The sequence below is a fragment of the Nannocystis pusilla genome (genome assembly GCF_026626665.1).
In the GTDB taxonomy this organism is placed as follows: domain Bacteria; phylum Myxococcota_A; class Polyangia; order Nannocystales; family Nannocystaceae; genus Nannocystis; species Nannocystis pusilla.
The window spans coordinates 9,411,866-9,433,861 of record NZ_JAPNKE010000002.1; the positions used below are offsets into that span (position 1 = coordinate 9,411,866).

Genomic DNA, 21,996 nt, shown 5'->3' on the forward strand with positions numbered 1-21,996 from the left:
TAACGCGGCGACCCGCGGGTGGTCTCGGGACCGCGATCAGCCGCGGCTTTCGCGGAGGACGGTGCGGAAGGTCAGCGACAGCCGGCGACCGCGTGGGCCGCGATCGGGGTCGCTCTTGCGCGCGGGGATGGCGTGGCGCCAGCGGTAGCGCGCGTCGTCGGCGAGGACCAGGAGGCTGCGCGGCGGCAGCCAGACCGCGGCCCGCGAGCCCGTGGTCGGGTGCGACAATCCCATGCTCGCGCCGCTGCCGAGGCTGAGCGAGGCGACCACCGGGCCGAAGCAGGGGACGCAGTCGATGTGGGCGGAGATCCTGGCCGGGCACATACTCGTTGACGATGACCTGGTCCGGAGGACAGGTGAAGATCGACTCACGATGCAGCCGCGCCGCCAGCTCGGCGGCCCAGCTCGGCAGCGGGCCGAGCGGCTCGGCGGCGTCGACCTTGCGGCCGCGGTAGGCGTAGCGGTAGCCGTGGTGCTGGACGCGGCGGCGCAGGCCGTCGTCCCACGGGAGGGCGTCGACGGCGGCGATGATGTCGCGCTCGGATTCGCCGGAGATCCACTCGGGCACGAGGGTGAGGCCGGGGACCGCCGCGGTCATGCGTCATGCTGCCACGCGCCCGCCGCCGCCGCCGCGTGCAATTGCGCGCGTGGGCTGGGCTTGCAAGCGGGGCGAACTTGCGAGATGGCGGCCAGGCCATGCGCTCCCTGCTCGCGGCGACCCTGCTCTGGGCGTTCTCCTTCGGGCTGATCAAGCGCCACCTGGGCGGCCTCGATCCGAACTTCGTGGCGGCGATGCGGCTCGTGCTCGCGCTGCCGCTGTTCCTGCCGCTGCTGCGCGCGCGCGCTCGGGGCGGGGCTCGTCGCGCGGCTCATGGCGATCGGCGCGGTGCAGTACGGCCTGATGTACGTCGGCTACATCACCGCGTTCCAGTTCGCGGCCGCCCACGAGGTGGTGCTGTACACGGTGCTGACGCCGCTGTACGTGGCGCTGATCTGCGACGCGTACGCGCGCCGGTTCGACGCCGTCAACGTCGCGCTGGCGGCGATGGCGGCCGCGGGGGCCGCGGTGATCCAGCACCGCGAGGGCGCGGGCGTGGCGTGGCTCGGCTTCTTGCTCGTGCAACTCTCGAGCGTGTGCTTCGCGTGGGGCCAGTCGGCGTACCGACGGCTGCGGCGCGAGCGGACCGACCTGCGCGACCGCGAGGTGATCGCGCTGCTGTACCTCGGCGGGGTGGCGGTGACCGTGATCGCGACGACCCTGAGCGGCGGGTGGGCGACGCTGACGAAGGTGTCGAGCACGCAGTGGCTGGTGTTCGCGTACTTGGGGGTGCTGGCCACCGGGATGGGGTTTTATCTGTGGAACCGCGGGGCGGTGCAGGTCGGCGCGGGCGCGCTCGCGGTCGCCAACAACCTCAAGGTGCCGCTCGGGGTGCTGGTGGCGCTGACGGTCTTCGGCGAGCAGGCCGACCTGCTGCGGCTCGGGATCGGCGGCGGCTTGATGGTGCTCGCGGCGGCGCTGGCGGCCCGGCGCGGCGAGGCTTGACAGGCCGCGCCGGACCGCGTGAGCTGGGCGAGCGATGACGGAGCCCAAACCCCCAAGGCCGACGCCGCTGCCGCCCGGACCAGCGCTGGTGCGCACGACGCTGATCGCGGTGACGCTCGGCGCCGCGGGCTGCGGCGAGGGCAAGAAGACCAGCGAGTCGGCCAGCGAGACGACGCAGGCGCCGATGCCCGGGCCGACGTCGAGCGACGAGCCGACCGAGACGTCGATGTCCACCACCGGCGAGACCTCGGCGAGCACGACGCTGATCCCGCCGATGGTGCCGCCGACGCCCTCCGAGGGCACGACCACGGTGTCGCCGATGGCGCCGCCGACGACGACCCACAACCCCACCGAGGACACCGCCGGGACGACGGCGATCCCGCCGATGCCGCCGCCGGAGACGACGAGCGAGGGCGGGACGACGGCGATCCCGCCGATGCCGCCGCCGCAGACGACGAGCGAGGGCGAGACGACGGCGATCCCGCCGATGCCGCCGCCGCAGACGACCGGCGAGGACGAGACGACGGCGATCCCGCCGATGCCGGCGCCGTAGGCCGGGAGGCTTTATGGACATGTCGCCCGGGGCATGTCCATGGGTACATGTTCTTGAGAACATGCCGCAAAGGGCATGCGCAAAGATGCAGGTGCGGACATGAGCTTCAGGGCGGTCAAGATGGCGGCCCGGCGCGGGCGGCCGCGGCTGACCCCGGCGTACCGGGCGTGGCTGGCGGAGAACCTGCTGCGCGGGGCCGAGGCGGCGGCGATCCGGGCGGCGCTGGCCGAAGGCGGGGTGCCGGAGGACGCGATCGCCGGGGCCCTGGCGCGGGCGCGGCGGTCACCCGAGCTGGCCGGAGGCGCGCGGCGGCGGCGGGACTGCGGCGCGAGGCGCTGGTGAACCGGCTGCGCGGGGCGCTGCGGGCGATGTCGCCGGCGATCGAGCGCGTCGGCTTGCCGTCGCCGCGGGAGTTTTTGGCCCGCTATTGGTCGACCGGGACGCCGGTGATCTTCACCGACGTGGTGCCGCGCTGGCCGGCGTTCTCGCGCTGGAGTCCGGCATTTTAAAAGAGCGCTTCGGGGCGGCGGAGATCGAGATGTCGATCGGGCGCGCCGCGGACGACGATCCGGATGTCCGCTTCAAGCAGCACCTGCGTCGGGCGACGCTCGGCGAGTACGTCGAGCGCGTGCTCGCGGCGGGCGAGACGAACGACCTGTACCTGATCGCCAACAACCGCAACCTGGCCCGGCCCGGGCTCGCGGGGCTGCTCGACGACGTGGCGCTGCCGGCCGGCTACTTCGACGCGTCGCGCAGCGCCAGCTGCGGGGCGCTGAGGTTCGGGCCGGCAGGCACCGTGACGTCGCTGCACCACGACACCTCGAACATCCTGTTCTTCCAGGTGGTCGGGCGTAAGCGCTTCCGCCTGTACCCGCCGGACGAGCCGCGCTTGCTGGCGGCGGCGCGCGGGGTCTACAGCACGCTCGACCCGGAGCGGCCGGGCCCGGAGCTGGCGCAGGCGTTCGGCTTCGACGAGGTGCTGCTGCCGGGCGAGGCGCTGTTCTTGCCGGTCGGCTGGTGGCACCACGTGCGCGCGCTCGACCTCAGCATCAGCGTGGCTTTCAATAACTTCGTGTGGCCGAACGACTTCGAGTGGTACAAGCCCGGCGCGCCCGGCTGAGGCCGGCGAACGGAGAGGCGTCGCATTCGCCGATTGCGCGCCGCCCGGGGGCCGGCGCTCACGGCGATCTCGGCGGCCGCTTCGCGGCAATCTCGGCCGTGCGCGGTTGACAGCCGCAGGCCCGGACCGAATACTCGGAGGACGCGCGAGGCAAGACGCCCGCGCGGTCCGGACAGCGCCGGGAGCGAGAGCCCCGGCAGAAAGCGACAATCATGCATCCCTGGTTCTCTGCGTGGCGCGGGTTTGCGCGCCGGGTGGCCTCGTCTCGACATTACGGGCACGAGCACGCGCATTGCGGTGGTTTGGTAGGGGTCGCTGCGGCGACCAAGACGAAGGTGGTGGCGGCGGCGATCCCGGAGGCGGCCCGGAGGGCTTCTTCTGGGGCGGCGGCCCGTTCGGCGTGCGCCGGCCGCTGCGGTTCCTGGCCTACAAGCTCGGGCTCGACGAGCGACAGGTCGGCGAGCTGGCGGTGATCCTCGACGGCCTCAAGGTCGAGCGCGCCCAGGCCGAGCTCGACCTCCGCCGCACCAGCGGCGGCTACGCCGATCTGCTGGCGGCCGACACGTTCGACGAGGCGGCGGCGTCGCAGATCGCGGCCGAGCGCACGCGTTCGGCCGAGCGCGTGCAGAAGGCGGTGCAGGTGGCGGTGGGCAAGATCCACGCGCTCCTGGCCGAGGAGCAGCGGCGCCGCTTCGTGTACATGCTGCGCACCGGCCTCGTGCGCCTGTGATCGCGGCGAGCCGCGCCGCGCGGCTCTCGGTTCGCCGCGGTCCTCCCCAGCGGAGCGATCCGCGGCGTCGGCCTCGTCGGTCACCCTGTGGTGATTGACGAGGTGCGCCGGGCGTGCTCGCCCGGGTGTTTGCATTGCCGATTGATGGGAGTAGCGTCGCCGTCCCTCGGCGCGTCGCCGCGGCAGGCCCGTCGCGCGGCGAACGATCCCGGTCCCGGACGCGATCCGTCACCGCGACGAGGTCGGCCTCGGTGCGCGAATTCGGGTTCGGGCGCCGGCCCCGCCGCTCCCGAGGGCGAGCGCGCGGAGCGTGTCGGACGGCGACGATCTGGCCCAAGGGCCATTTGCCCGGCGAAGTCGAGTTCGGCCGACATGTCTCGCGCGACCTGTCGTGAGCGGCGTGTGACCACGTTCGTCCACCCAGGCGTTTCCGCAACGGCGGAGGAGTACTTCACCGCAGGGTCTGGGTACTCTCGACCCGTGGACGAACGCAGCGACAGGGCCCCTCACGTCACGATCGAAGTGGACGACGTTCTCCGGGTCACCGGCTGGAACCGGCGAGCCGAGCGGGTGTTCGGCGTCGCTGCGGACGAGGCGGTCGGTCGCCTCCTCGAGGAGCTCGTCCCGGTGGCCGGTGAGACCGAGGGGTGGACGCGGCGCCTCGCGGCGGACAGCGAGGAGCCGGAGGTGCTGCGGATCGACCGACCCGCGGGCGAGCTGTACTTCGCAGCGTGGTGGGAGGCGACGCGTGACGGCGAGGGTCGGGTCGCCCGCGCGACGCTGCACGGTCACGACATCACCGCGCGCGAGCGAGAGTTCCGCCGGCGCGGCGTCGACTCGACGATGCTCGCCGCGCTGCTCGACAACCTCGACATCGTGGTGTGCTCGATCGACAAGCAGGGCAACTTCGCGTCCCAGCGGGGCAAGGCGCTGCGGACCGTCGGGCTCAGCCCGGATCAATTCGTCGGTCAGAACTACTTCGACCTGTTCGGCGACATCGAGGCGTGCGAGGCCACCCGCAGGGCGATGAACGGCGAGGCGCAGGTGGCGGTGCCGTCGGAGGTGTACGGCGTCCACTGGCTGTCGTGGACCCTGCCGCTGCAGGACAAGGACCTGTCGGTCATCTCGGTGTCGCTCGACGTCAGCGAAACCAAGCGCAACGAGCTCGAGCTGCGGGCCAAGCTCGAGCTGATCGAGCGCCAGCAGCAGGTGATCCGCGAGCTGTCGACGCCGATCATCGAGGTTTGGGACGGGGTGCTGACGCTGCCGATCGTCGGCCTCATCGACACTGTCCGCACCGCAGAGATCATGGACAACCTGCTGCAGGCGGTCACGAGCACGCGGGCGAAGTTCGCGATCCTCGACCTCACCGGGGTGGAGGTCGTGGACACCGGCACCGCGAGCCACCTGATCGGGATGATCCAGGCGATCCGCCTGCTCGGGGCGGAGGGCGTCCTCACCGGCATTCATCCGCTCATCGCCCAGACGATCGTGTCCCTCGGCGTCGACCTCTCGCGCGTGCCCGTGTTCGGCAAGCTCCGCGACGCGCTCACGCACTGCATCACCCGCCTCGGGCGGCCGTCGCGGCCGCGCACCTGAGGCGCGGGCGTCACCGCCATTCGAGCGCGCCGAGAGTGCACGGGTCGCCGCGCGGCTCGCCGCGCTGGTCGGTGGGCGGGCAGTCGCTGCCGGCCGCGAGCGCGGGGCTGCCGGCGAGCGGGGCGACCGTCTGGGTCGGGCCGCCGTTGTCGGCGAGCGCGCCGAGCAAGGGATCGACGCGGGAGATCCCCGGCGTGCAGTCCATGTCGTCCTGGGGACCGGTCGGCCATTGAATGTTGTGATCGCCAGTGCCCGGCGGCGTGGCGAACATCGAGCCGGTGCAGTTGAGCGGGGTGTATTGATTCTCGGCGTCGTTGCTGATGATGGTGTTGCGGACCACGAGCGGGGTGACGCGCAGGATGCCGGAGCCGAATTGAGCGGCGTTGCCGGCGATCGTGCAGTTGAGGATCGTGCCGGTGGTGTCGTCGCCGATGGTGAGGCCGGCGCCGATCCCCCGCGTCGTGAAGTCGGCCTGCGGCCAGGTCGAATTGCCGGTGATGGTGACGTTGGTCAGGTCGGCGACGGCGGCCTGGGCCCCGTGGCCGAGGATCCACACGCCCGCGGAGCCGCGGGCCTTGTTGCCGGAGATCGTCGAATTGGTGAGGGTGACCGCGGTGCCCTGAATGTAGAGCGCGCCGCTGCTCGGCGAGTCGTCGTCGTCGTGGTCGGGGATCTCGTTGTCGGCGAAGGTGCTGCGGTCGATGATCGTGGGCTCGCCCTCGTAGCCGGTGCGGAACAGGGCGGCCCCGAAGGCGCCGCCCTTGTTGCCGCGCACCGTGGCGCCGCAGATCTTCAGCTCGCGGCCGCTGCCGTCCATGACGATCGCGCCGCCGTTGCCGCCGTTGCCGGCCTGCTCGCCCATCATGTCGATGTAATTGGCGCCGCGCCCGGTGGCCTCGTTGGCGGTGAAGGTGGAATTGACGATCGTGAGCGCGGTGTGCAGGGCGCCGACGGCCCCGCCGTTGGCCGCGCGGTTGTCTTTAAATGTGCAGCCGACGATCGTGGTGGCGCCGACGCCGATGCCGTAGATCGCCCCGCCGGCGACGTCGGGGCCCCAGGTGGCGGCCTCGTTGTTCTCGAAGGTGCTGTCGATCGCGGTGACCTCGCCGCCGAGGTGGAAGATGGCGCCGCCGCCACCGTCGACGTCGGTGCCGAGCGGGGTCTCGGTGCCGCTGGCCCTGGCGTCGATGAAGCGCAGGCGCTGGACGGTGAGGCGCGGACCCTGCGACTCGAAGTTGCCGGTGTTCATGTCGAGGATCCGCGTGACCCCGCCGCCGGACAGGGTGACCTCGTGGCCACCGTCGAGCACGAGGTCGCCGGTGACCTTCAAGGCCTGAGAAAGCGTGATGGTGACGGGGCCGCCGCAGTCGAAGGTGACGACGCCGCCGGCCGCGACGGCGGCGGCCAGGGCGGCCTCGGTGCAGCTCGCGGGGTGCCGTCGCCGACGACGGTGGTGGGGCTCGAGGTGTCGGCGAGCTCGACGGGGACGTCGCAGGTGCCGGCGGGCGGCGGCGGGGGCGGCTCGCCGGTGTCGGTCGGGTCGCCGGAGGGGTCGCCGGTGGCGGTGGCGCTGGTCGGGCTGCCGGTCGCGTCGCTGCCGCCTTCGGTCGGCCCGCCGGTGGTGCTGCCCGTCGGCGCGCCGGTGGGACCGGCGGTCGAGTCGCCGCCGTCCGGACCGCCGGTGCCGATGGAAACTGTCCCTTCGGTCATGTTGGCACCGCCGTCGCCGCAGGCCGCGAGGGCGGCGAGGAGGGCGAGGCCGAGCTTGGGCTGCTGCATGGGCCCGAAGGTACCGCGCGCCCGGCTGCGACGGCGCGGGGGATCGAGGCGACACGAGGGGCGCGGGCGCGCGAGGCGGGTGATGACGGCGCCGTCCTTCGCGGGGGCACCGCGGGCCGGCCAGCGGGGCGCTCGGGAATCGCATGAGTTTGCGGAAAATGCGGGGACGTCGGGCCCTGGCGCGCTCGTGCGGCGAGGTCCGCGGATGCGGCCTGGCAGGGTCGACGGACCGCACCATGGTTCGCCTGCATGCACAGGGCGAGGCTTCGATGGCTCATGCGCACGATGACCGCGGCGGTGGTGAGCGCGGCGATCCTCGGGTTCGCCTGCGGTGAGCCGCCGCCGGACGAACAGCCGACCGGGTCGCTGTGCGCGGAGGCGGCGGACTGCTACCGCGAGGTCGACCACGCGCTGCTCGGAGAGGTCTTCTGCGAGACCCAGTTCGAGGCCGGCTATTGCACGCACACCTGCGAGCGGGACGAGGATTGTTGCGCGCTCGCGGGCGAGTGCATGCCGGGAGTCGCCCACGTCTGCACGCCGCTGACGAATGACGAGACGAAGCGCTGCTGGGTCAGCTGCGAAGACGAGGCGCGCCTCGACGCCGACCCGATGGCGTATTGCTTCACGCACGCAGGTCCGGGGACGGTGTGCCGCTCGTCGGGCGGCGGGAGCGAGAAGCGCAGCATCTGTGGGCCGCCGTGACGGCGCGCGGCGTCACGACGAGGCCGGCGGAAGGATGAGCAGGCGCGGAGCGATGGGCGGTGGCAGGGCGCGGAGGTCGTTCGTGAGCGGCGCGGGATGATGGGCGCGGCGAGCGGGCGGGCGGCGGCACGAGATGCGGAGGTTGGCCGTGAGCGGTGAGTGAGGGGCGTGATGGCTCGCGGCGATTCGCGGGGCGCGATGGTTGCGAGCGCGAGTGATGGGTAGCTGTCGCGGCGTGATGCTGGCGGCGATTCGAGGGGCGCGGAGGTTGGTTGCGAGCGGCGATCGATGATGGGCGCTGCGACTCGCAGCGGCTTGAGAGGGGCGAGGGTGCGTTGCGAGCGGTGAATGATCCGTGGATGGCCGCGGGCGCGAATGACGGGTGCCGGTGAGCGTCGTGCGAGGTGTCCTGGCCGGTTCGTGAGGGGGACGGCCGGGCCGGCGTCGGCGTGGCGATGGCGCAAACGGACGGGAGACGCGCGCTTGCGTACGCCGGGGGTGTTGGGGCAAGTTCGCCCTGGAATTGGCCTCCGTGAGCGATCTTGCCCCGAACTCTGCCGCCCCGCCCGAGCCCGTGCGGACCCTCTGCCCGCCACGCTGTGGCTCCGCTCGAAGCGGCCGGTCGCGTCGGCGGCGGCGCGGATCTACGTGCCGATGGCGGTGATCGCGGGGGGCTGATCTTCGCGCCGCGCGGGCCGGTGTTCTGGGGGCTGCTCGCGGCGGCGGTGCTGAGGTTCGCGCTGTTCCCGGTGATCGTGCACGGGCTGCTCGGTCCGCTCGAGCGGGCGGTGCTGGCGGCGACGCCGAGCACTGCGCCGGGGCTGCTCGACGCGCTGCGCCAGCAACGGCGGGTGCGATGGTTCGCGCCGTTCGCGTGGACGGCCGTGCAGGAGGGGCGGCTGCACCTGGTGCGCGGCGAGGGGCGGGCGTCGGCCAAGGCGCTGACGGAGGCGGCGCGGCTGGCCGGGTTGATGGGCGATCCGCCGGCGGGGATCGTGTCGGCGCAGGCGCACGCGCTGCTGGTGGCCGACGTGCCGGAGCAGGCGCGCGACCTGCTGCAGTCGCAGGCGAAGCGGCAGGCGCTGGGGCCGTGGGACCTGCTGCACCTGGCGGCGGCGCAGCTGCTGGCCGGGAAGCCGCGGGCCGACGAGGTGCGGGCGCTGCTCGACGCGGCCCAGGCGGCGCTCGGGGCGACGCCGCGGGTGCTGGCGACCCGGGCGTTGCTCGAGCAGCGCGCGGGGGCGTCGGAGACGGCGCTGTCGGCCTTGCGCGGCGCCGAGGCGGGGCTCGAGGCCGGGCCCGACGCGCTGGCGCAGGCGCTGGTCGAGCGGGCGCGCCGGCTGCTGCGGCCGGCGGCGAAGGCGAGCGAGAAGCGGGCGCGCAAGCTCGAGACGCGGGCGGCCGATCGCAAGGACGATGCAGCGAAATCAAAGGACATGGCGCCGGGGGCAGGTCCGAAGGGACAGGTCGCGGGGGCGCCGGCCGGCGGGGCGAAGCGCGAGGCGGCGGCGAGAATCGCGACGCGGGCCGCGGTCGAGACGCGCCCGGCGGCGGCGGCTCCGGGCGGGGTGATGCTGGCGCTGCCGGTGGCGGCGGAGGTCGAGGCGGAACGATCGGCGGAGCGCGAGGCCGAGAAGCCGCGCGGGAAGCGGAACGCGCGGCGCGAGGAGCGACGGGCGGCCCGTCGCGCGGCCAAGGCCGAGCGGCGGGTGACCCAGCGGGCCCCGAGCACGCCGGCGCGCAGCGCGGGGCGGCCGGTGAGCAAGGTCGCCGCCGGGCGCGAGGACGTGGCCTCGGGTGGCTTGAAGGACAGGTCCGGCGGCGCCGAGGCGCCGCGGACGGTGACGGCGGGGGCGAACGAGGTCGCGCCCGCGAAGGTCGGCGGGGCTGTCCTTGGGGACAGGATGGCCGAGGGCGCGCGGGCGAAGGTCGGCGGGGCGACGGAGGCTGTCCTTGGAGACAGGGGAGCCGAGGTTGCGAAGGTCGGCGGGTCGACGCTCGCGGGTCGCGGGGAGGCTGTCCTTGGGGACAGGGGAGCCGAGGCCGCGAAGGTCGGCGGTTCGACGCTCGCGGGTCGTGGGGATGCTGCCCTTGGGGACAGGGGAGCCGAGGTTGCGAAGGTCGGCGGTTCGACGCTCGCGGGTAGCGACGAGGCTGTCCTTGGGGACAGGGGCGCTGAAGTTGCGCGCGAGGTGACGGTCGGTGGGTCGACGCTCGCGGGTCGCGACGAGGCTCTCCTCGGGGGCAGGGGCGACGAGGTCGTCCGCGAGGTGGTTTCCGGGGCTGTTCGAGAGGACAGGGCTGAAGAGACAGGTGTGTCCTCGGCTGCTCCCGCTGCGGGGCCGGCGGTTCCTGGGACACGGTCGCCGGGTACGGCGCCGTCGGTCGGGTCGTTGTTCGGGCACCTGGGGGCTCCCTCGGCGCCGCAAGCCGGGTCGTTGCCGGGGGCAGGCCGCGCGTCCGGGCCGTCGCCTGCAGCAGGGGGAAGCCGCCGGCGTTCTCGGTGCCGCTGCCGAAGCCGGCCGTCGCAGGGGGGTTGCCGGTGGGCGGGGGCTTGCGCCCGCCGCCGGGGGTCCCGTCGATGGCGGCGAAGAGCCCGGCTCCTGCCGTGCCGGGGACGAGCGGCGCTGACGTCCCGAAGCTGACGGGGCCGTCGCTGTCGGGGACCCACGTGGGCGCGCCCGGGGCGGGCCTGGCCGGGCCGTCGCCGGGCGGGACGGCTGGGAGCCCCCTGGCGCCCCTGCTGCCGTCGAAACCCGCTGCAGCTACGGGGAGCGCTCCGATCGCGCCGGCGGTGTCGAGGCCGAGCGGGCCCGTGGCGGCCCCGGTCGTTCCGGTGGTGTCCGTGGTGGCGCCGCCGCGGGTGGGGCCGGGCGCGGGATTGCTGCCGCCGGTGGCACAGGCGCCGAGCGTCGCTCCGCCCGTGATTTCGCCCGCGCCGCCTCCGGTCGCGCCGTTGCTCGGCGGCGAGGCGGGAGCGCCTGCGGCCGCAGCGGACGACGCGGAGTGGGATTCGCTGCTCGACGCGCTCGACGACGCGCCCGGGCCGAAGCCGGTGTGAGGTCTCTATTTAAAAGGGCATGTCTCGAGGGACATGCCCTTTCAGACAGCTGGAAAGGGCCGACGCTCGGGCGGCCGGGTCGCGGCGACGAGCGTGCGCGACGGCGTCACCGAACCCGCTACACGTGGCTGGGCTTCCACGGGCCGAGAGGCACGCGCTCGCCGTGGATGTCGCGCCGGCTACGCGTCCGGTCTGAGCGCGGCTGGCCTCACATCCGCGGGTCACGCGGGGACCTGCCGGCTCGCTCCGATGCCGAGGCGGCGCTGCATGCCGTCTCCGGGCGGGCGGGCGGCCCCGAGCCCGAAGCGTCGTTCGCGTCCTCTCGCGTCCTTTTTGCTTCAGGGGGAATGGTCGGCGTTTTATAGTCGCGGGCGAGATGACGATGTCAGCCAGCGGTTCATCGGCAGCAGAGCTCACCCTCGACAAGAGCGACGTCGACCGGCTCTGGGAGTCCTTTCGTATCTTCGACACCGACGGCAGCGGCGCGATCTCCCCCGCCGAGCTGGCGGTGGTGATGCGATCGCTGGGGCAGAGTCCGACGGACGCGCAGGTGCGCGGTCTCATCGAGGAGGTCGACACCGACGGGTCGGGGCACATCGACTTCGGCGAGTTCACGACCCTGATGCTCGCGCGCTACGGCGACCGCCGGAGCCGGCTCGAGCTCGCGTTCGCGGTGTTCGACCGCGACGGCAGCGGCCGGATCACCGCCGAGGAGATGGGCGGGGTCATGAGTCAGGTCGGGCTGACCGCGCGCGAGCTCGACGAGATGATCAAGGAGGTCGATGTCGACGGCGATGGATCGATCGGCTTCGACGAGTTCTGCCAGCTCGCGCAGGCCGTGCCGACGCGGCCCTCGGGCGCGCTCGAGACCGCGGCGCCGCTGGCCAGCGCGGGCGCGACGGCGGCGGCGATCGCCGGCGAGGTGGAGGCCCGCGAGCGGGCCGAGGCCGAGCCCGAGCCCGCGCCCGCGGCGGACGAGCCGCAGGCCACGGTGGAGGCCGAGATCGCCCGCTTGCGCGAGCAGAGCGCGCGCAACTCGGAGGCGGGCAAGGTCCGCGGGACCTCCGTCCTGCAGCTCCAGATCGGTCTGTTTCGCCTGATCCAGGGCGCGGCGTACCGCTGCTTCCGCGAGAGCTTTCGGCCAACCACGAGACGCACCTGCGCGTGCGCAACCTGCCGTACCGGATCTCCGAGTTCGTGCCGTTCGTGCGCACCGCGATGAGCCTGTACAAGGCGCTCGGGGTGGTCGAGGAGGTGCCACCCGACGCTCGACGCGGTGGTCGAGTCGCTCGAGGCCGAGTACGCGCGGCTGCAGCATCGCATCGCGAACTGGCAGACCGTGCCGAAGACGGCGGAGATGCTGGCCGAGCACGAGGCGATGGTCGCGGCGCGCAGTCGGTCGGAGAACACGCGCGAGAAGTTCGCCGCGGGCGTCGAGTTCGCCATCAGCATGCGCAAGCAGCGGCTCGGTCTGGGCGACGTGGTCGAGGGCGTGCTGGCCCTCAACGAGCTGAGGCGCCTGCGCACGGAGGAACTGGCGCAGGAGCTGGCGCCCGGGCAGGCGCAGGCGGCGGGCGACGCGAAGGCCTACCTCGACCGGTGGCACCGGGTCATCCTCGACAACGCGCTGGAGACGGTCGACGGCGCGATGATGCCGGTCCGCTACTGGTACGAGGACTTCATGCCGAAGCTCCTCAGCGCGTTCTCGGTCAGCAACGCCAGCCACGTCGCGACCTGCGAGGCGCCGACCGACCCGGTGATGGACGGGTGGTTCCAATGGATGCACGACGCCGGGGAGTTCGCGGTTTACGGCAAGGAGCTGGTGGCGGCGTTCCCGAGTTGCAGCCCGCCGGAGAAGCTGCGCCTGTTGCAGAGCTGGTGGCTGTCGCGCCATTACTTGAACGGGGTGCAGAAGCGGCGCGAGCGGGCGGAGTTCGGGCGCGACTCGGGCAGCATCTCGCAGTACGTCAGCTTCATCGACGTGTACGTCGGCCGCAACGACGTGCGCGACGCGCAGATGCGGGTCAGCTTCCCGTACTTCATCGGGCCGGCGGTGTGGCGCTTCCTCCACACGGTGGCGGAGATCGCGTGCGACAAGCCCGCGGCCGAGCAGCAGCGGCTGGCCGCCGGGTTCAAGCAGTTCTTCAAGCTGTTCGCCACGATGTACCCGTGCCCGTACTGCCGGCACCACCTCAACGCCTACGTGGTGCAGAACCGCGAGGTCGACATGTACCCGGTGGAGTACCTGCTCCTCGGCCACGACCTCGAGGCGACCAGCTTCAACATGTCCATCGACGACAAGCTGGGCTCGGTGAGCGACGGGCCGTCGCTGCGGCTGTTCCTGTGGAAGCTCCACAACACCGTGTCGTCGTCGATCGCCCGCTCCGAGGAGTGGTACCACCGCGACGACGGCGCCTTTTACACGACGCGCTATTGGCCGAGCCTGGCGGCCGAGCTCGCCCGCGCCCGGGCGTTCAATCAGCCGAGCATCCCCGTCGAGCGGGTGGAGAGCAACTTCCGGCTGATGGGCCCCGTGGGCAGGCTCGCGGGCGTGCGCCTGGAGCTGCACCGCCTGCTGGCGCGAGGCGACGCCGCGAGCGCCCTGCAGGCCAAGACGATCGCCCAGGACTACATCCGCCAGCTCGAGACCCGCGTGATCGAGGAGCGCTTCCTGCAGGACAACTATCACTTCGATCCGAACCTGAGCGACCCGCTGACCGTCGGCTTCTCCGAGGCGGAGGAGAAGCTCGGGCGGAGCGGGCTCTACACCGAGGATTGAGGGCGCGAGCGTCTGAGTGGACATGTCTTCGAGGACATGTCCATTCAGGCACCTCGATGGTTCAGGCGCGCGGGAGGCGGAAGATGACCTCGCCGCTGCGCGAGCGGCCGACGTCGCTCCAGCCGGCGGCGCGGTAGAACGCGTCGGCGCGGGTGCCCACGGCGGTGGTGAGCTGGATGGCGTCGAGCTCGGGGTGCGACCACAGCCAGGCGACCGCGCGGTCCAGGAGGGCGCGGCCGAGGCCGCGGCGCTCGTGGGCGGGGTCGATGAAGAGGGCCCAGATCGATCCGGGCCGCGGGTGCGCGGAGGAGAAGCCGAGGACGAGGCCGTCCTCCTCGCCGACCCACGACCTGCCGGGGCCGCGGATGTGCTCCTCGTAGTCGGGGACGGTCACGAGGCCGGGGTTCGACAGGACGTTCTCGCGGACGGCGGCGCGGATCACCTGCAGGCGGGGGATGTCGGCCAGCGCGGCCTCGCGGTAATTCAACATGCGGCGGAGGATACTGCGCGACGCGGACGGCGACCAGGCGGGCTGCGTCGACGCTTGGGCGCGGAGCGCTTCGCCGAGCGCCGCGGCTCAGTCGGCGAGCTGGGCGAGCACTTGTGGGAGCTCGCGGGCGGTGAGGCCGTGGACGCGGCAGGTCTTGACCAGGTGTCCCGGCAGCTCGGGCATGTCGAACTGATCGTCGATGGCGACGTAGCGGGTCGGCGGTTCGGGCTGCGCGTCGAGCCACGCGCGGATCTCCCGGCCGCGCCGCGGACCGTCGACGTCCGGCGTGATGCCGACGACCTGGGCCTCACAGCCGGCCGCGGCGAAGCTGGCCCGCAGCTCGGCGAGCGGCAGCGACAGGCGCCACGACGACGACAGCACCACCACCGCTCCGGTGGCGCGCACGATCTGGTTGAGCACCGCGACGTTGTCGGGATCGAGGCACGCGGCCATGCCAGGGCGCTCGGGCTCCGCTCGCGTGCCGATGTTGTTCATGACGCCGTCGATGTCGAGGAAGATGACCTTGACCGGCACGATTCGAGGCTAGCACCGTGACAGGGCCGACTCGAGCGTCATGGATCCGCGCGGTCCGACTCGTCGGACATGTCGTCAAGGTCAGGCCGCACGCTCGACTCGGGCACTCGCCGAGCCGCGTCGCGACCACGCATCGGTGTTCGTGGAACATGGGAGCTGCAACGACTCGGGCGGCCTCCGACCTGCGATCGCAACGCACGCCGAAAGCGGCGAATGAAATGCGCCTCATTTGAATTTTGCGGCCACGAACTGTCGCGGCGCGCTGCTAGAGTGAATGTTTGCACCTGTCTTTTCAGGCAGGTCCGCAAGGGGCGTTCAGGCCCGGCCCTTGCTGTACCCGCGCCCGAATGCGCCAGCGATCAGGTGGGCCAGGCGCAGCGGCTCGGGCAAGGCCCCGTGAACCCGCCCGCGCTCGAGCAAGAGGGCGGCCTCGGCGACGGCGAGCCCCTTGCGCTGGACCCATACGCCGCCCAGCGGCTCCATCGCGCCGGCGCGCTGGATCAGGTTCCACTTGCGGGCCCCACCGGGGAGGCGCTCCAGGGCGGCGCGGATCTTCACGAGGTCGGGCGGACGACGAGCGACGACGAGGATGGGGCGAGCGATCGCCTCGTGCAGCGCGTCGAGGTCGACGACGTTGAAGCCGGCGAGGGCGATGCCCTGCAGGACGACCGCCTGGACCGCCTCCGCGAACGGCGAGCCCAGCAGCATGGCGGCGATCCGGCGAGCCGCGTCGGCGCCGTCACGGCGGACCTTGCTGCGCAGGACGCCGTCGAGCCGGCCCGAGGTGCAGACCGTGCCGATGATCGCCACGTCCCCCCGGTGCTCGCGCGCGAACGGGGCGTCGTCGACGCCGAGCAAATTCGAGAGACGACGGATCGCGGGCATCAGCGGCTCACGCCAGGGGCGAATCGCCCGAGCGGGTCGGGCGGGTCATATGAACATTGTTCTTCGGCAATTGCGGCCGGTGTGCCGCGGTGGCTGGCCCGAAAGACAGGTGCGACGAGAGCGCGGGCGGCGCCTGGGACGATCGGCGAAGTCGAGGACGTGGGTGCTCGCAAGGACATGTCGCTTCGGACATGTCCCTAGGGCTTGGTGCAGAGGCCGCACTGCGAGTCGACGCCGGGGGCGAGGCGGGTGCCGCGGAAGTTGCCGCCGAGGCTGTCGAGCGTGAGCCCGGCGGCGGCGACGAGGTGGCGCAGCTCTTCGGGGAAGATCTGGCGATGGGCGAGGTGGACGACCTGCGCCGGCTCGGGCGGCGGCTTGAAGGCGCGCGGGCGCTTGGGGGCGTCGTCGTAGAAGATCCGCACGTGGCACACCTGCGTGTGCGGGTCGTAGGTGTGATTGGTCGAGTAGACCATGGCTGCGCCGGTGCGCGGGTGGGTGAAGTGGGTGACGCTGTGGCGCTCCTCGGGGTCCCAGGTCAGCCACTCGAGGTCGGGCAGGAGGACGTCGAAGGCGAACCGCCCGCCGGGCACGAGCACGCGCGCGGCCTCGCGGAAGCAGCGCAGCAGGTCCTCCCACGAGTACAGGTGCATGAGGACGTTGAAGGGGGCGAACACGAGGTCGGCGCTCGCGTCGGGCAGCGGCAGGGCGGTGATGTCCCCGAGGACAGGTTCGAGGCGCGCGGCGACGTCGCCGGCGACGCCCTGGGCCTTGCGCCGCAGGTGGTCGAGCATGGTGGGCATGCGGTCGACGGCGACGACGGTGTGGCCGTCGTGGCACAGCGGCAGGCTGATCCGCCCGGTGCCGGCGCCGAGCTCGACGACCCGCTGGCGCGGGCCTCTGTCGCGGGCGAGGCCGCGGTACCAGGCGACGTCGTGGCGATGGTCGCGGTACTCGAAGTCGTACAGCTCGGGGTCTTCGTAGTGCTCGCTGGTGCCCAGTCGCAGCAGGGCCTCGGGGTCGAGGGGGCCCTTGCTGCGCCGCGTCACGGCGAACCCGACTCGGCGGAGTGACGGCGACCGTCCGGGCGTGTCCGCCGACGCCGCTTGCGCCGCGGGCCGCCGTCGAACTCGCCCTCGGACTCGATGCGCATCGGCTGGGTGACGGCGGCGAGGCGCTGCCAGTGTCCGAGCTCGCTGCCGTCGCCGCCGCGGGCCTTGACGGTGAGGCCGAGGAAGACCAGCGCCTCGTGGAAGTACTGGCGCTGGACCAGCGAGGGCCGCCGCTTCTTGCGGTTCAGCGACTCGACCATGCGCCGGTGGGCCATGAGGATCTGCCGCGCCAGCTCGCGGTCGCGGCGGGCGACGCCGAGGCTGACGCAGACGGGGCCCATGAGGTCGTCGATCAAACGATCGAGGCCCTGCCGGCTGGCGGTGTGCCACTGCTCGTCGAGCAGCGGCGCGAACAACACCGCGAGGAGGACGCCGTTGCTGGCGACCTGGCTGGTGGCGCTGGTGTACTCGTCGAGCGCCTCGAGCAGGTTCCACATCACCCGCGAGGGCTCGCCGGGCCGGGTCTTGCTGGCCGGGCCCGCGAGGCCGCTCGCGCTCAGCTTGCGGTAGAGGTCGACGTAGCTCGGCATGAGCTCCGTCATCAGCCGCGACTCGAGCAGCAGCTCGAAGCTGCGCCGCGCCGCGCCGCCGCGCAGGAGCTTGTAGATCTCCTCGAGCACGCGGGCGCGCGAGCACTTGCCGATGTGGCCCACGGTGTCGAGCAGGGCCCGCCAGGTGGCCTCCTCGATCGTGAAGTCGAGCCGCGCGGCGAACTTGACCGCCCGCAGCATGCGCACAGGGTCCTCCTGGAAGCGCAGCAGCGGGTCGCCGATCGTGCGGATGACGCCGCGCTCGAGGTCGGCCAGGCCGTCGACGAAGTCGACGATGGCGTCGGCGTCGGTGTCGTAGAAGAGACCGTTGATGGTGAAGTCGCGCCGCCGCGCGTCGTCCTCGACCGAGCCCCACTCGTTGTCGTGGGTGATCAGCGGGTCGTCCTCCGCGGTGATCGGCGTGGTCCGGAAGGTGCTCGTCTCGATGATCTTCGGGCCGAAGAACACGTGCGCGAGCTTGAAGCGGCGGCCGATGATGCGGCAGTTGCGGAAGGCCTTGCGGATGGTCTCCGGCGTGGCACTGGTGGCCACGTCGAAGTCCTTCGGCCTCCGCTTGAGGAACAGGTCGCGCACGCAACCGCCCACCAGGTAGGCCTCGTGGCCTCCGGCCACCAGCTTGCGGACGACCTTGAGCGCGTCCGGGTCGACATCCCGGATGGAGATGGCCCCCTGAAGGCGCGGCGGCGTCGGAACAGAGGGGCTGCTTGCCTTCACTTCGGGCATCGCGTGCTGCTGCGCCTCTACCACACGGGCGGTCCGAGATGGTGGAAAGCCGATGATGCGCGCTTTTGCGCAAGGTCGCGGACAGGGACGGGGAGATCGGGCAACGGGTCGGGGCGGGGGGCGGTGAAAGGAGTGGAAGGGGTTGATTTTGTTTTGTTTTGCGGCGAGTGCCGGCCGCGGGCTCGCGGTGAGTGGCCAGGGAGCCGCCAGCGCAGCCCGTTGCGGTAGTTTTCGTGCGCGAGTCCCGCCAGCAGATGCGGCGGCTCGGGGGCCTCACGCGCGAGCGAGGAGGCCTCGGGGGCGGGCGCGACGCGACGGCTTCTCGGGCAGGGAGGGCGGTTTCGCGCTGGGCGCGCAGGGGGAGGCGGCGGGCCTGAAGTCGTGGCTCGAGTCGCCGGCGGAGGTCGCGCGCCGGCGCTTGCTCGGGGTTCATCGACTCGTCGGCTGCACGAGCTCACCTCGCGTCCGAGATCGTCGTCGGTCGCGGTCTGGCCGCTGGCCTCGTCGTCGGGCGGCGGCGCGGCGCTGCGCTGGCGGTTCTGACCCGCGACGGGCTCTCGCGCTCAGGGTCGGAGCTTGCGGACGCTCAGGCCGAGCGGCACGGCGATGAGCGCGACGATCGTGGCCACCAGGTAGACGTCGTTGATGCCCGCGACCAGCGAGAGCTGCTCGATCGCGGCGCGCTCCGTCACTCCCTGGCGCACCAGCGCCTCCGCCTCGTGGCTCGAGAAGACGGACAGGAGCGCCGTGAAGATGGCGATCGAGAAGGCCCCGAACACGTTGCGCAGCCAGTTGCTGATCGAGGACGCGTGGCCCATCTGCTCGCGTGGGATCTCCTCCATCCCCGCGTTGCTGGCCGGCATCATCGCCAGCGAGATGCCGACGTTGCGCACCAGCATCCACACCAGCACGTAGGTCTGGGAGATCTCCGGCGTCAAGCGGCTCAGGGCGTAGGTGCCGCCGGCGATCATCAGGACGCCGGCCGTCATGAGCGAGCGGGGCCCGAGCGGGCCGTACAGGCGCCCGACCACGGGCATCAGGAGCGCCATCGCCAGAGACGCGGGGAGCAGGACGAGGCCGGTCTCGAGCGGGGTGACGCCCTGGATCGTCTGCAGGAACACGGGCACGAGGAAGGCGCCCGAGTACAGGCTGATGGTGATGATGATCGCGACGATCAGCGTGACGAGGTAGCGGCGATTGACGAGGACGCGCAGGTCGAGCAGCGGATGGCGCGTCCTCAGCTCGCGGACGACGAAGGCGATCAGCGAGAGGACACCGAGCGAGATCAGGGCGACGGTGCCGGCGTGCGTCCAGCCCCAGGCCCGGCCCTGGCTCAGGGCGATGAGCAGTGACAGGGTGCCGATGATGACCGTGAGCAGCCCGGGCAGGTCGAAGGCCTGCGGGACCTGCAGGCGGTAGTACGGGATGGTCCGCCCGGCCAGGGCGACCGCGAGGACGCCGAGCGGGACGTTGATGAAGAACAACCACCGCCAGTCGCCGAGCGTGATGAGCCAGCCGGCGAATGTCGGCCCGAAGGCGGGCGCCAGGCTGGCCGCCAAGCTCCACAGGCTGGCCGCCAGCGCCTGCCGCTCGCGGGGCAGGAGCTGGTAGATGAGGGTCATGGTCACCGGCATGATGGCGCCGCTGAACGCACCCTGGAGGAACCGAAACGCGACGAGAGAGCGCGCGTCCCAGGCCATGCCGCACAGCACGGAGGCGAGGGTGAAGCCGACGAGGCTGGCGACGTAGAGCGACTTGAAGCTGAAGCGCCCGCCGAGATAGCCGGTGAGCGGGGCGCAGGTGCCCATGGCGAGCATGAAGCCGGTCAAGGTCCACTGCAGCAGCGAGAGCTCGGCGCCGAAGTACCGCTGCAGCTCGGGGATGGCGATGGTGATGGTGCTCGAGCTCAGCACCGACATGAACGACCCGACGAACAGGGCGAACATGAACGGCCAGAAGCGAGTGACTCGCGGCTCTTCGAGCGGATCCATCAGGCGGGCCGTCCCCATACCAGCGGACCGCCGCGACGTCATCACGCGGGCGGAGTGCGCCGATTCGCCGGGTCGACCTCGCGGGGCGCACGGCCGCGCGTGATCGGCGGCGGTGTCGGGCGAATCGGACGTCGAGGACTCGCGAGGTCGCCGACCTGCGACCGCACGTCAGGCGTGCAGACGATGACGGTCGGAGCGCTGGAGGCTGCGCGCGCGAGCCGACGCGAGACGTGCTGTCCCCGCGCGACGAACGCGTGCATCACCGGCGCAGCAGATGCGATCTTCGGAACTTCAGGCGGCCGACGACGAACGCACCAGCGGTGCGCGCGCGAGCCGGTGGCGACGTCGGCAGGTCCCGAGCCCCAGGCGAGGTGCACCACGAACCAGAGGCCCGTCGGGCCGCTGATGCATCCGCAGGACGAACTGGGCCTCGCTCGCCGCGAGGACGATGAATGAGGTGAGCCGCAAAGCGACCGGTTCGCGTGGGCACCCCGCGCAGAAGTCATTCCCGGCGGAGGAGCGAGTCACTCCTTACGGCGTCGATCGCCTGCGCCGGCCTGCTTGTGTCAGTGGCAATGCCGAAGTCGGGGCCGCCGACGCCGGGAGTGCGCCAGTGAGGGGAGCGCGCGCGGTCGCCGAGACGCCCGGACCGGCCCGTGGTCGTGACCGGCGAACCCCGGGCCGGGCGCGAACACGCCCGCCAGGAGTCCGGGCGACTCTGCCCCTGCGGCGCAAAGCGTCGCCGCCCGGGCCCGGAGTCAAAGCGAAGCAGGAAGCGACGTGCAAAACCGAGCAGCCATGGAAGTGATTGAAAACACTATATAAAATCATCGGTGAAACATGGGGATAGGGCTCGCTCGCGGGTCGCTTGATCTGAACCAGATCACGCGCTGCATTGACCCCACTGCTTGCCAGGCGCACTTTACTGAACAGGCGAGCAAGCTGACCATGAGTTCCGGATTCACCACCCTGCAAGTCCTGTCGTCCTGCACCGGCCTGCACGTGATCCTCGGCAGCCGCGCGGGTGCCCCGGTGCCCTCGGCCTCGCCGGAGCTGGCCCTGGCCGGCCTGCTCGGCGAGTTCGAGGCGCGGGGTGAGCGCGTCACGGTGGTGACCCTTCGCCTGGCCCGACGCGAGGACGCGACCTGGGCCGAGCCGGCGCTGCGCTGGCTGACGGCCCACGGCCGCCGCGTGATCCTCCGCAGCCCGGCCACCCTGGCCCGCTCCCTGGTCCTGCGGGCCAAGGACTGCCAGGCGTCGGTGGCGTACGAGATCGCGCACCAGAAGGTGGAGATCCAGCGGGCCCTCCTGGGCGCCGAGGCAGAGGCCGCTCCGAAGCTGTTGCTGCAGGCCCAGTACCTGCGCCGCCTCGGGGTGCCGGTCTCGGTCCACCTGGGGCCGCTGCTCGCAGGCCTCCACGACCGCCCGTTCGGCCCCGACTTCGAGCCGCTGCTCCGCCACATCGCCGCGGCCGAGCTGCGCGACCTCCACTTCGTGCCCGGCCGCCTCACCCCGGCCCGGATCGGGGCGCTGTCGGCGGTGCTCGACGCCGACACGATGACCTCGGTGCTGCGCCGCTACGGCGTGCCCCCGGCCGCCCAGAGCCGCGACGCAGCCCCCACCAGCACCGGCTGGCGCCTGACGGCCCAGGCGACCGGCGCCCTGGTCGAGGGCCTCAAGGGCCTGGCCGAGCGCCACGGGATGCGCCTCGACGCCTGCGGCTGCACCGCCCACTGCCACCGCGACGAGCAGCGCCGCGAGGTGGTCCCGGTCCAGGGCCCGGGGCTGTTCGCCGCCCACGGCTGGTGAGCCGCGATAGCCGGGTCACCAGGCCGGGAGCTCGGCCC

The 21,996-nt window shown here is 72.3% G+C and carries 23 protein-coding genes; 13 read left to right on the forward strand and 10 right to left on the reverse strand.

Annotated elements, in window-relative coordinates:
- Positions 1-36 precede the first annotated feature (36 nt).
- Together OV079_RS41590 and OV079_RS41595 are read right to left on the reverse strand one after the other, a co-directional pair.
- A complete protein-coding gene (locus tag OV079_RS41590) occupies positions 37-324 on the reverse strand; it encodes an alpha-ketoglutarate-dependent dioxygenase AlkB (RefSeq protein ID WP_267775249.1) in 288 nt (95 codons plus the stop codon).
- A gap of 270 nt (positions 325-594) precedes the next feature.
- Entirely contained in the window at positions 595-873 is a 279-nt protein-coding gene (locus OV079_RS41595; RefSeq protein ID WP_267775250.1) for a hypothetical protein, read from the reverse strand.
- Between OV079_RS41595 and OV079_RS41600 the strand changes: the two genes are divergently transcribed.
- The 7 genes from OV079_RS41600 to OV079_RS41630 all read left to right on the forward strand — a co-directional run bounded on the left by OV079_RS41600 (position 872) and on the right by OV079_RS41630 (position 5,545).
- The gene (locus tag OV079_RS41600) at positions 872-1,543 is read left to right on the forward strand and encodes an EamA family transporter (protein WP_267775251.1); all 672 of its coding nucleotides are present in this window, start codon (positions 872-874) and stop codon (positions 1,541-1,543) included. The two genes, OV079_RS41595 and OV079_RS41600, sit on opposite strands and share 2 nt — an antisense overlap.
- A 34-nt stretch (positions 1,544-1,577) precedes the next feature.
- The gene (locus tag OV079_RS41605; protein WP_267775252.1) at positions 1,578-2,096 is read left to right on the forward strand and encodes a hypothetical protein; all 519 of its coding nucleotides are present in this window, start codon (positions 1,578-1,580) and stop codon (positions 2,094-2,096) included.
- A gap of 99 nt (positions 2,097-2,195) precedes the next feature.
- Positions 2,196-2,438 carry a hypothetical protein gene (locus tag OV079_RS41610; RefSeq protein WP_267775254.1) on the forward strand — a complete coding sequence of 81 codons (243 nt, stop codon included), beginning with the start codon at positions 2,196-2,198 and terminating at the stop codon, positions 2,436-2,438.
- Positions 2,435-2,605, forward strand: a complete 171-nt coding sequence (locus tag OV079_RS41615; protein WP_267775255.1) for a hypothetical protein — start codon at positions 2,435-2,437, stop codon at positions 2,603-2,605. Before OV079_RS41610 ends, OV079_RS41615 begins: the two co-directional genes overlap by 4 nt.
- Positions 2,606-2,634: 29 nt before the next feature.
- A complete protein-coding gene (locus tag OV079_RS41620) occupies positions 2,635-3,216 on the forward strand; it encodes a cupin-like domain-containing protein (RefSeq protein WP_267775256.1) in 582 nt (193 codons plus the stop codon).
- A gap of 292 nt (positions 3,217-3,508) precedes the next feature.
- Positions 3,509-3,946, forward strand: a complete 438-nt coding sequence (locus tag OV079_RS41625; protein WP_267775257.1) for a periplasmic heavy metal sensor — start codon at positions 3,509-3,511, stop codon at positions 3,944-3,946.
- A 480-nt stretch (positions 3,947-4,426) separates the two neighbouring features.
- Positions 4,427-5,545, forward strand: coding sequence for an STAS domain-containing protein (locus OV079_RS41630; RefSeq protein ID WP_267775258.1), 1,119 nt, complete (start codon positions 4,427-4,429; stop codon positions 5,543-5,545).
- 10 nt (positions 5,546-5,555) lie between these two features.
- Here the strand turns inward: OV079_RS41630 and OV079_RS41635 are convergent, their stop codons facing one another.
- Entirely contained in the window at positions 5,556-6,875 is a 1,320-nt protein-coding gene (locus OV079_RS41635) for a choice-of-anchor Q domain-containing protein (protein WP_267775259.1), read from the reverse strand.
- Positions 6,872-7,324 (reverse strand): hypothetical protein, encoded by a 453-nt coding sequence (locus OV079_RS41640; RefSeq protein ID WP_267775260.1) that lies wholly within the window; start codon positions 7,322-7,324, stop codon positions 6,872-6,874. The genes OV079_RS41635 and OV079_RS41640 overlap by 4 nt, the downstream gene beginning before the upstream one ends.
- A 276-nt stretch (positions 7,325-7,600) precedes the next feature.
- Here OV079_RS41640 and OV079_RS41645 point away from each other — a divergent pair, with 276 nt between their 5' ends.
- From OV079_RS41645 to OV079_RS56625, 5 genes are all read left to right on the forward strand, one after another.
- Positions 7,601-8,026, forward strand: a complete 426-nt coding sequence (locus tag OV079_RS41645; RefSeq protein ID WP_267775261.1) for a hypothetical protein — start codon at positions 7,601-7,603, stop codon at positions 8,024-8,026.
- A 599-nt stretch (positions 8,027-8,625) separates the two neighbouring features.
- A complete protein-coding gene (locus OV079_RS41650; protein ID WP_267775262.1) occupies positions 8,626-10,671 on the forward strand; it encodes a hypothetical protein in 2,046 nt (681 codons plus the stop codon).
- A gap of 194 nt (positions 10,672-10,865) precedes the next feature.
- A complete protein-coding gene (locus OV079_RS41655; RefSeq protein WP_267775263.1) occupies positions 10,866-11,087 on the forward strand; it encodes a hypothetical protein in 222 nt (73 codons plus the stop codon).
- Between the two features lie 376 nt (positions 11,088-11,463).
- Positions 11,464-12,309, forward strand: coding sequence for an EF-hand domain-containing protein (locus OV079_RS41660; RefSeq protein ID WP_267775264.1), 846 nt, complete (start codon positions 11,464-11,466; stop codon positions 12,307-12,309).
- Between the two features lie 54 nt (positions 12,310-12,363).
- Entirely contained in the window at positions 12,364-13,866 is a 1,503-nt protein-coding gene (locus OV079_RS56625) for an FAD-linked sulfhydryl oxidase (protein WP_267775266.1), read from the forward strand.
- A 61-nt stretch (positions 13,867-13,927) separates the two neighbouring features.
- Here OV079_RS56625 and OV079_RS41670 read toward each other — a convergent pair whose 3' ends face one another.
- The 6 genes from OV079_RS41670 to OV079_RS41695 all read right to left on the reverse strand — a co-directional run bounded on the left by OV079_RS41670 (position 13,928) and on the right by OV079_RS41695 (position 20,149).
- On the reverse strand, positions 13,928-14,356 hold the full coding sequence (locus OV079_RS41670; protein ID WP_267775267.1) for a GNAT family N-acetyltransferase: 429 nt from the start codon (positions 14,354-14,356) through the stop codon (positions 13,928-13,930).
- Between the two features lie 87 nt (positions 14,357-14,443).
- On the reverse strand, positions 14,444-14,890 hold the full coding sequence (locus OV079_RS41675) for an HAD domain-containing protein (protein ID WP_267775268.1): 447 nt from the start codon (positions 14,888-14,890) through the stop codon (positions 14,444-14,446).
- A 315-nt stretch (positions 14,891-15,205) separates the two neighbouring features.
- Positions 15,206-15,775, reverse strand: coding sequence for an endonuclease dU (locus tag OV079_RS41680; protein WP_267775269.1), 570 nt, complete (start codon positions 15,773-15,775; stop codon positions 15,206-15,208).
- 197 nt (positions 15,776-15,972) lie between these two features.
- Complete coding sequence (locus OV079_RS41685; RefSeq protein WP_267775271.1) at positions 15,973-16,821, reverse strand: class I SAM-dependent methyltransferase; 849 nt, start codon at positions 16,819-16,821, stop codon at positions 15,973-15,975.
- Entirely contained in the window at positions 16,818-18,158 is a 1,341-nt protein-coding gene (gene pcnB / locus OV079_RS41690) for a polynucleotide adenylyltransferase PcnB (RefSeq protein ID WP_267775272.1), read from the reverse strand. Before pcnB ends, OV079_RS41685 begins: the two co-directional genes overlap by 4 nt.
- 563 nt (positions 18,159-18,721) lie before the next feature.
- Positions 18,722-20,149 (reverse strand): DHA2 family efflux MFS transporter permease subunit, encoded by a 1,428-nt coding sequence (locus tag OV079_RS41695; protein WP_267775273.1) that lies wholly within the window; start codon positions 20,147-20,149, stop codon positions 18,722-18,724.
- A 948-nt stretch (positions 20,150-21,097) separates the two neighbouring features.
- On the opposite strand from OV079_RS41695, the gene OV079_RS41700 reads away from it, so the two are divergent.
- Positions 21,098-21,958, forward strand: coding sequence for a hypothetical protein (locus OV079_RS41700; protein WP_267775274.1), 861 nt, complete (start codon positions 21,098-21,100; stop codon positions 21,956-21,958).
- Positions 21,959-21,996: the final 38 nt, after the last annotated feature.

Excerpts from the sequence above, each read along its gene's own strand:
- OV079_RS41590 (WP_267775249.1), bottom strand. The coding sequence starts at position 324 with ATGTGCCCGGCCAGGATCTCCGCCCACATCGACTGCGTCCCCTGCTTC.
- OV079_RS41600 (WP_267775251.1), top strand. The coding sequence starts at position 872 with ATGGCGATCGGCGCGGTGCAGTACGGCCTGATGTACGTCGGCTACATC.
- OV079_RS41595 (WP_267775250.1), bottom strand. The coding sequence starts at position 873 with ATGAGCCGCGCGACGAGCCCCGCCCCGAGCGCGCGCGCGCAGCAGCGG.
- OV079_RS41605 (WP_267775252.1), top strand. The coding sequence starts at position 1,578 with ATGACGGAGCCCAAACCCCCAAGGCCGACGCCGCTGCCGCCCGGACCA.
- OV079_RS41610 (WP_267775254.1), top strand. The coding sequence starts at position 2,196 with ATGAGCTTCAGGGCGGTCAAGATGGCGGCCCGGCGCGGGCGGCCGCGG.
- OV079_RS41620 (WP_267775256.1), top strand. The coding sequence starts at position 2,635 with ATGTCGATCGGGCGCGCCGCGGACGACGATCCGGATGTCCGCTTCAAG.
- OV079_RS41640 (WP_267775260.1), bottom strand. The coding sequence starts at position 7,324 with ATGCAGCAGCCCAAGCTCGGCCTCGCCCTCCTCGCCGCCCTCGCGGCC.
- OV079_RS41645 (WP_267775261.1), top strand. The coding sequence starts at position 7,601 with ATGCGCACGATGACCGCGGCGGTGGTGAGCGCGGCGATCCTCGGGTTC.
- OV079_RS41660 (WP_267775264.1), top strand. The coding sequence starts at position 11,464 with ATGACGATGTCAGCCAGCGGTTCATCGGCAGCAGAGCTCACCCTCGAC.
- OV079_RS41670 (WP_267775267.1), bottom strand. The coding sequence starts at position 14,356 with ATGTTGAATTACCGCGAGGCCGCGCTGGCCGACATCCCCCGCCTGCAG.
- OV079_RS41680 (WP_267775269.1), bottom strand. The coding sequence starts at position 15,775 with ATGCCCGCGATCCGTCGTCTCTCGAATTTGCTCGGCGTCGACGACGCC.
- pcnB (WP_267775272.1), bottom strand. The coding sequence starts at position 18,158 with ATGCCCGAAGTGAAGGCAAGCAGCCCCTCTGTTCCGACGCCGCCGCGC.
- OV079_RS41695 (WP_267775273.1), bottom strand. The coding sequence starts at position 20,149 with ATGGATCCGCTCGAAGAGCCGCGAGTCACTCGCTTCTGGCCGTTCATG.
- OV079_RS41700 (WP_267775274.1), top strand. The coding sequence starts at position 21,098 with ATGAGTTCCGGATTCACCACCCTGCAAGTCCTGTCGTCCTGCACCGGC.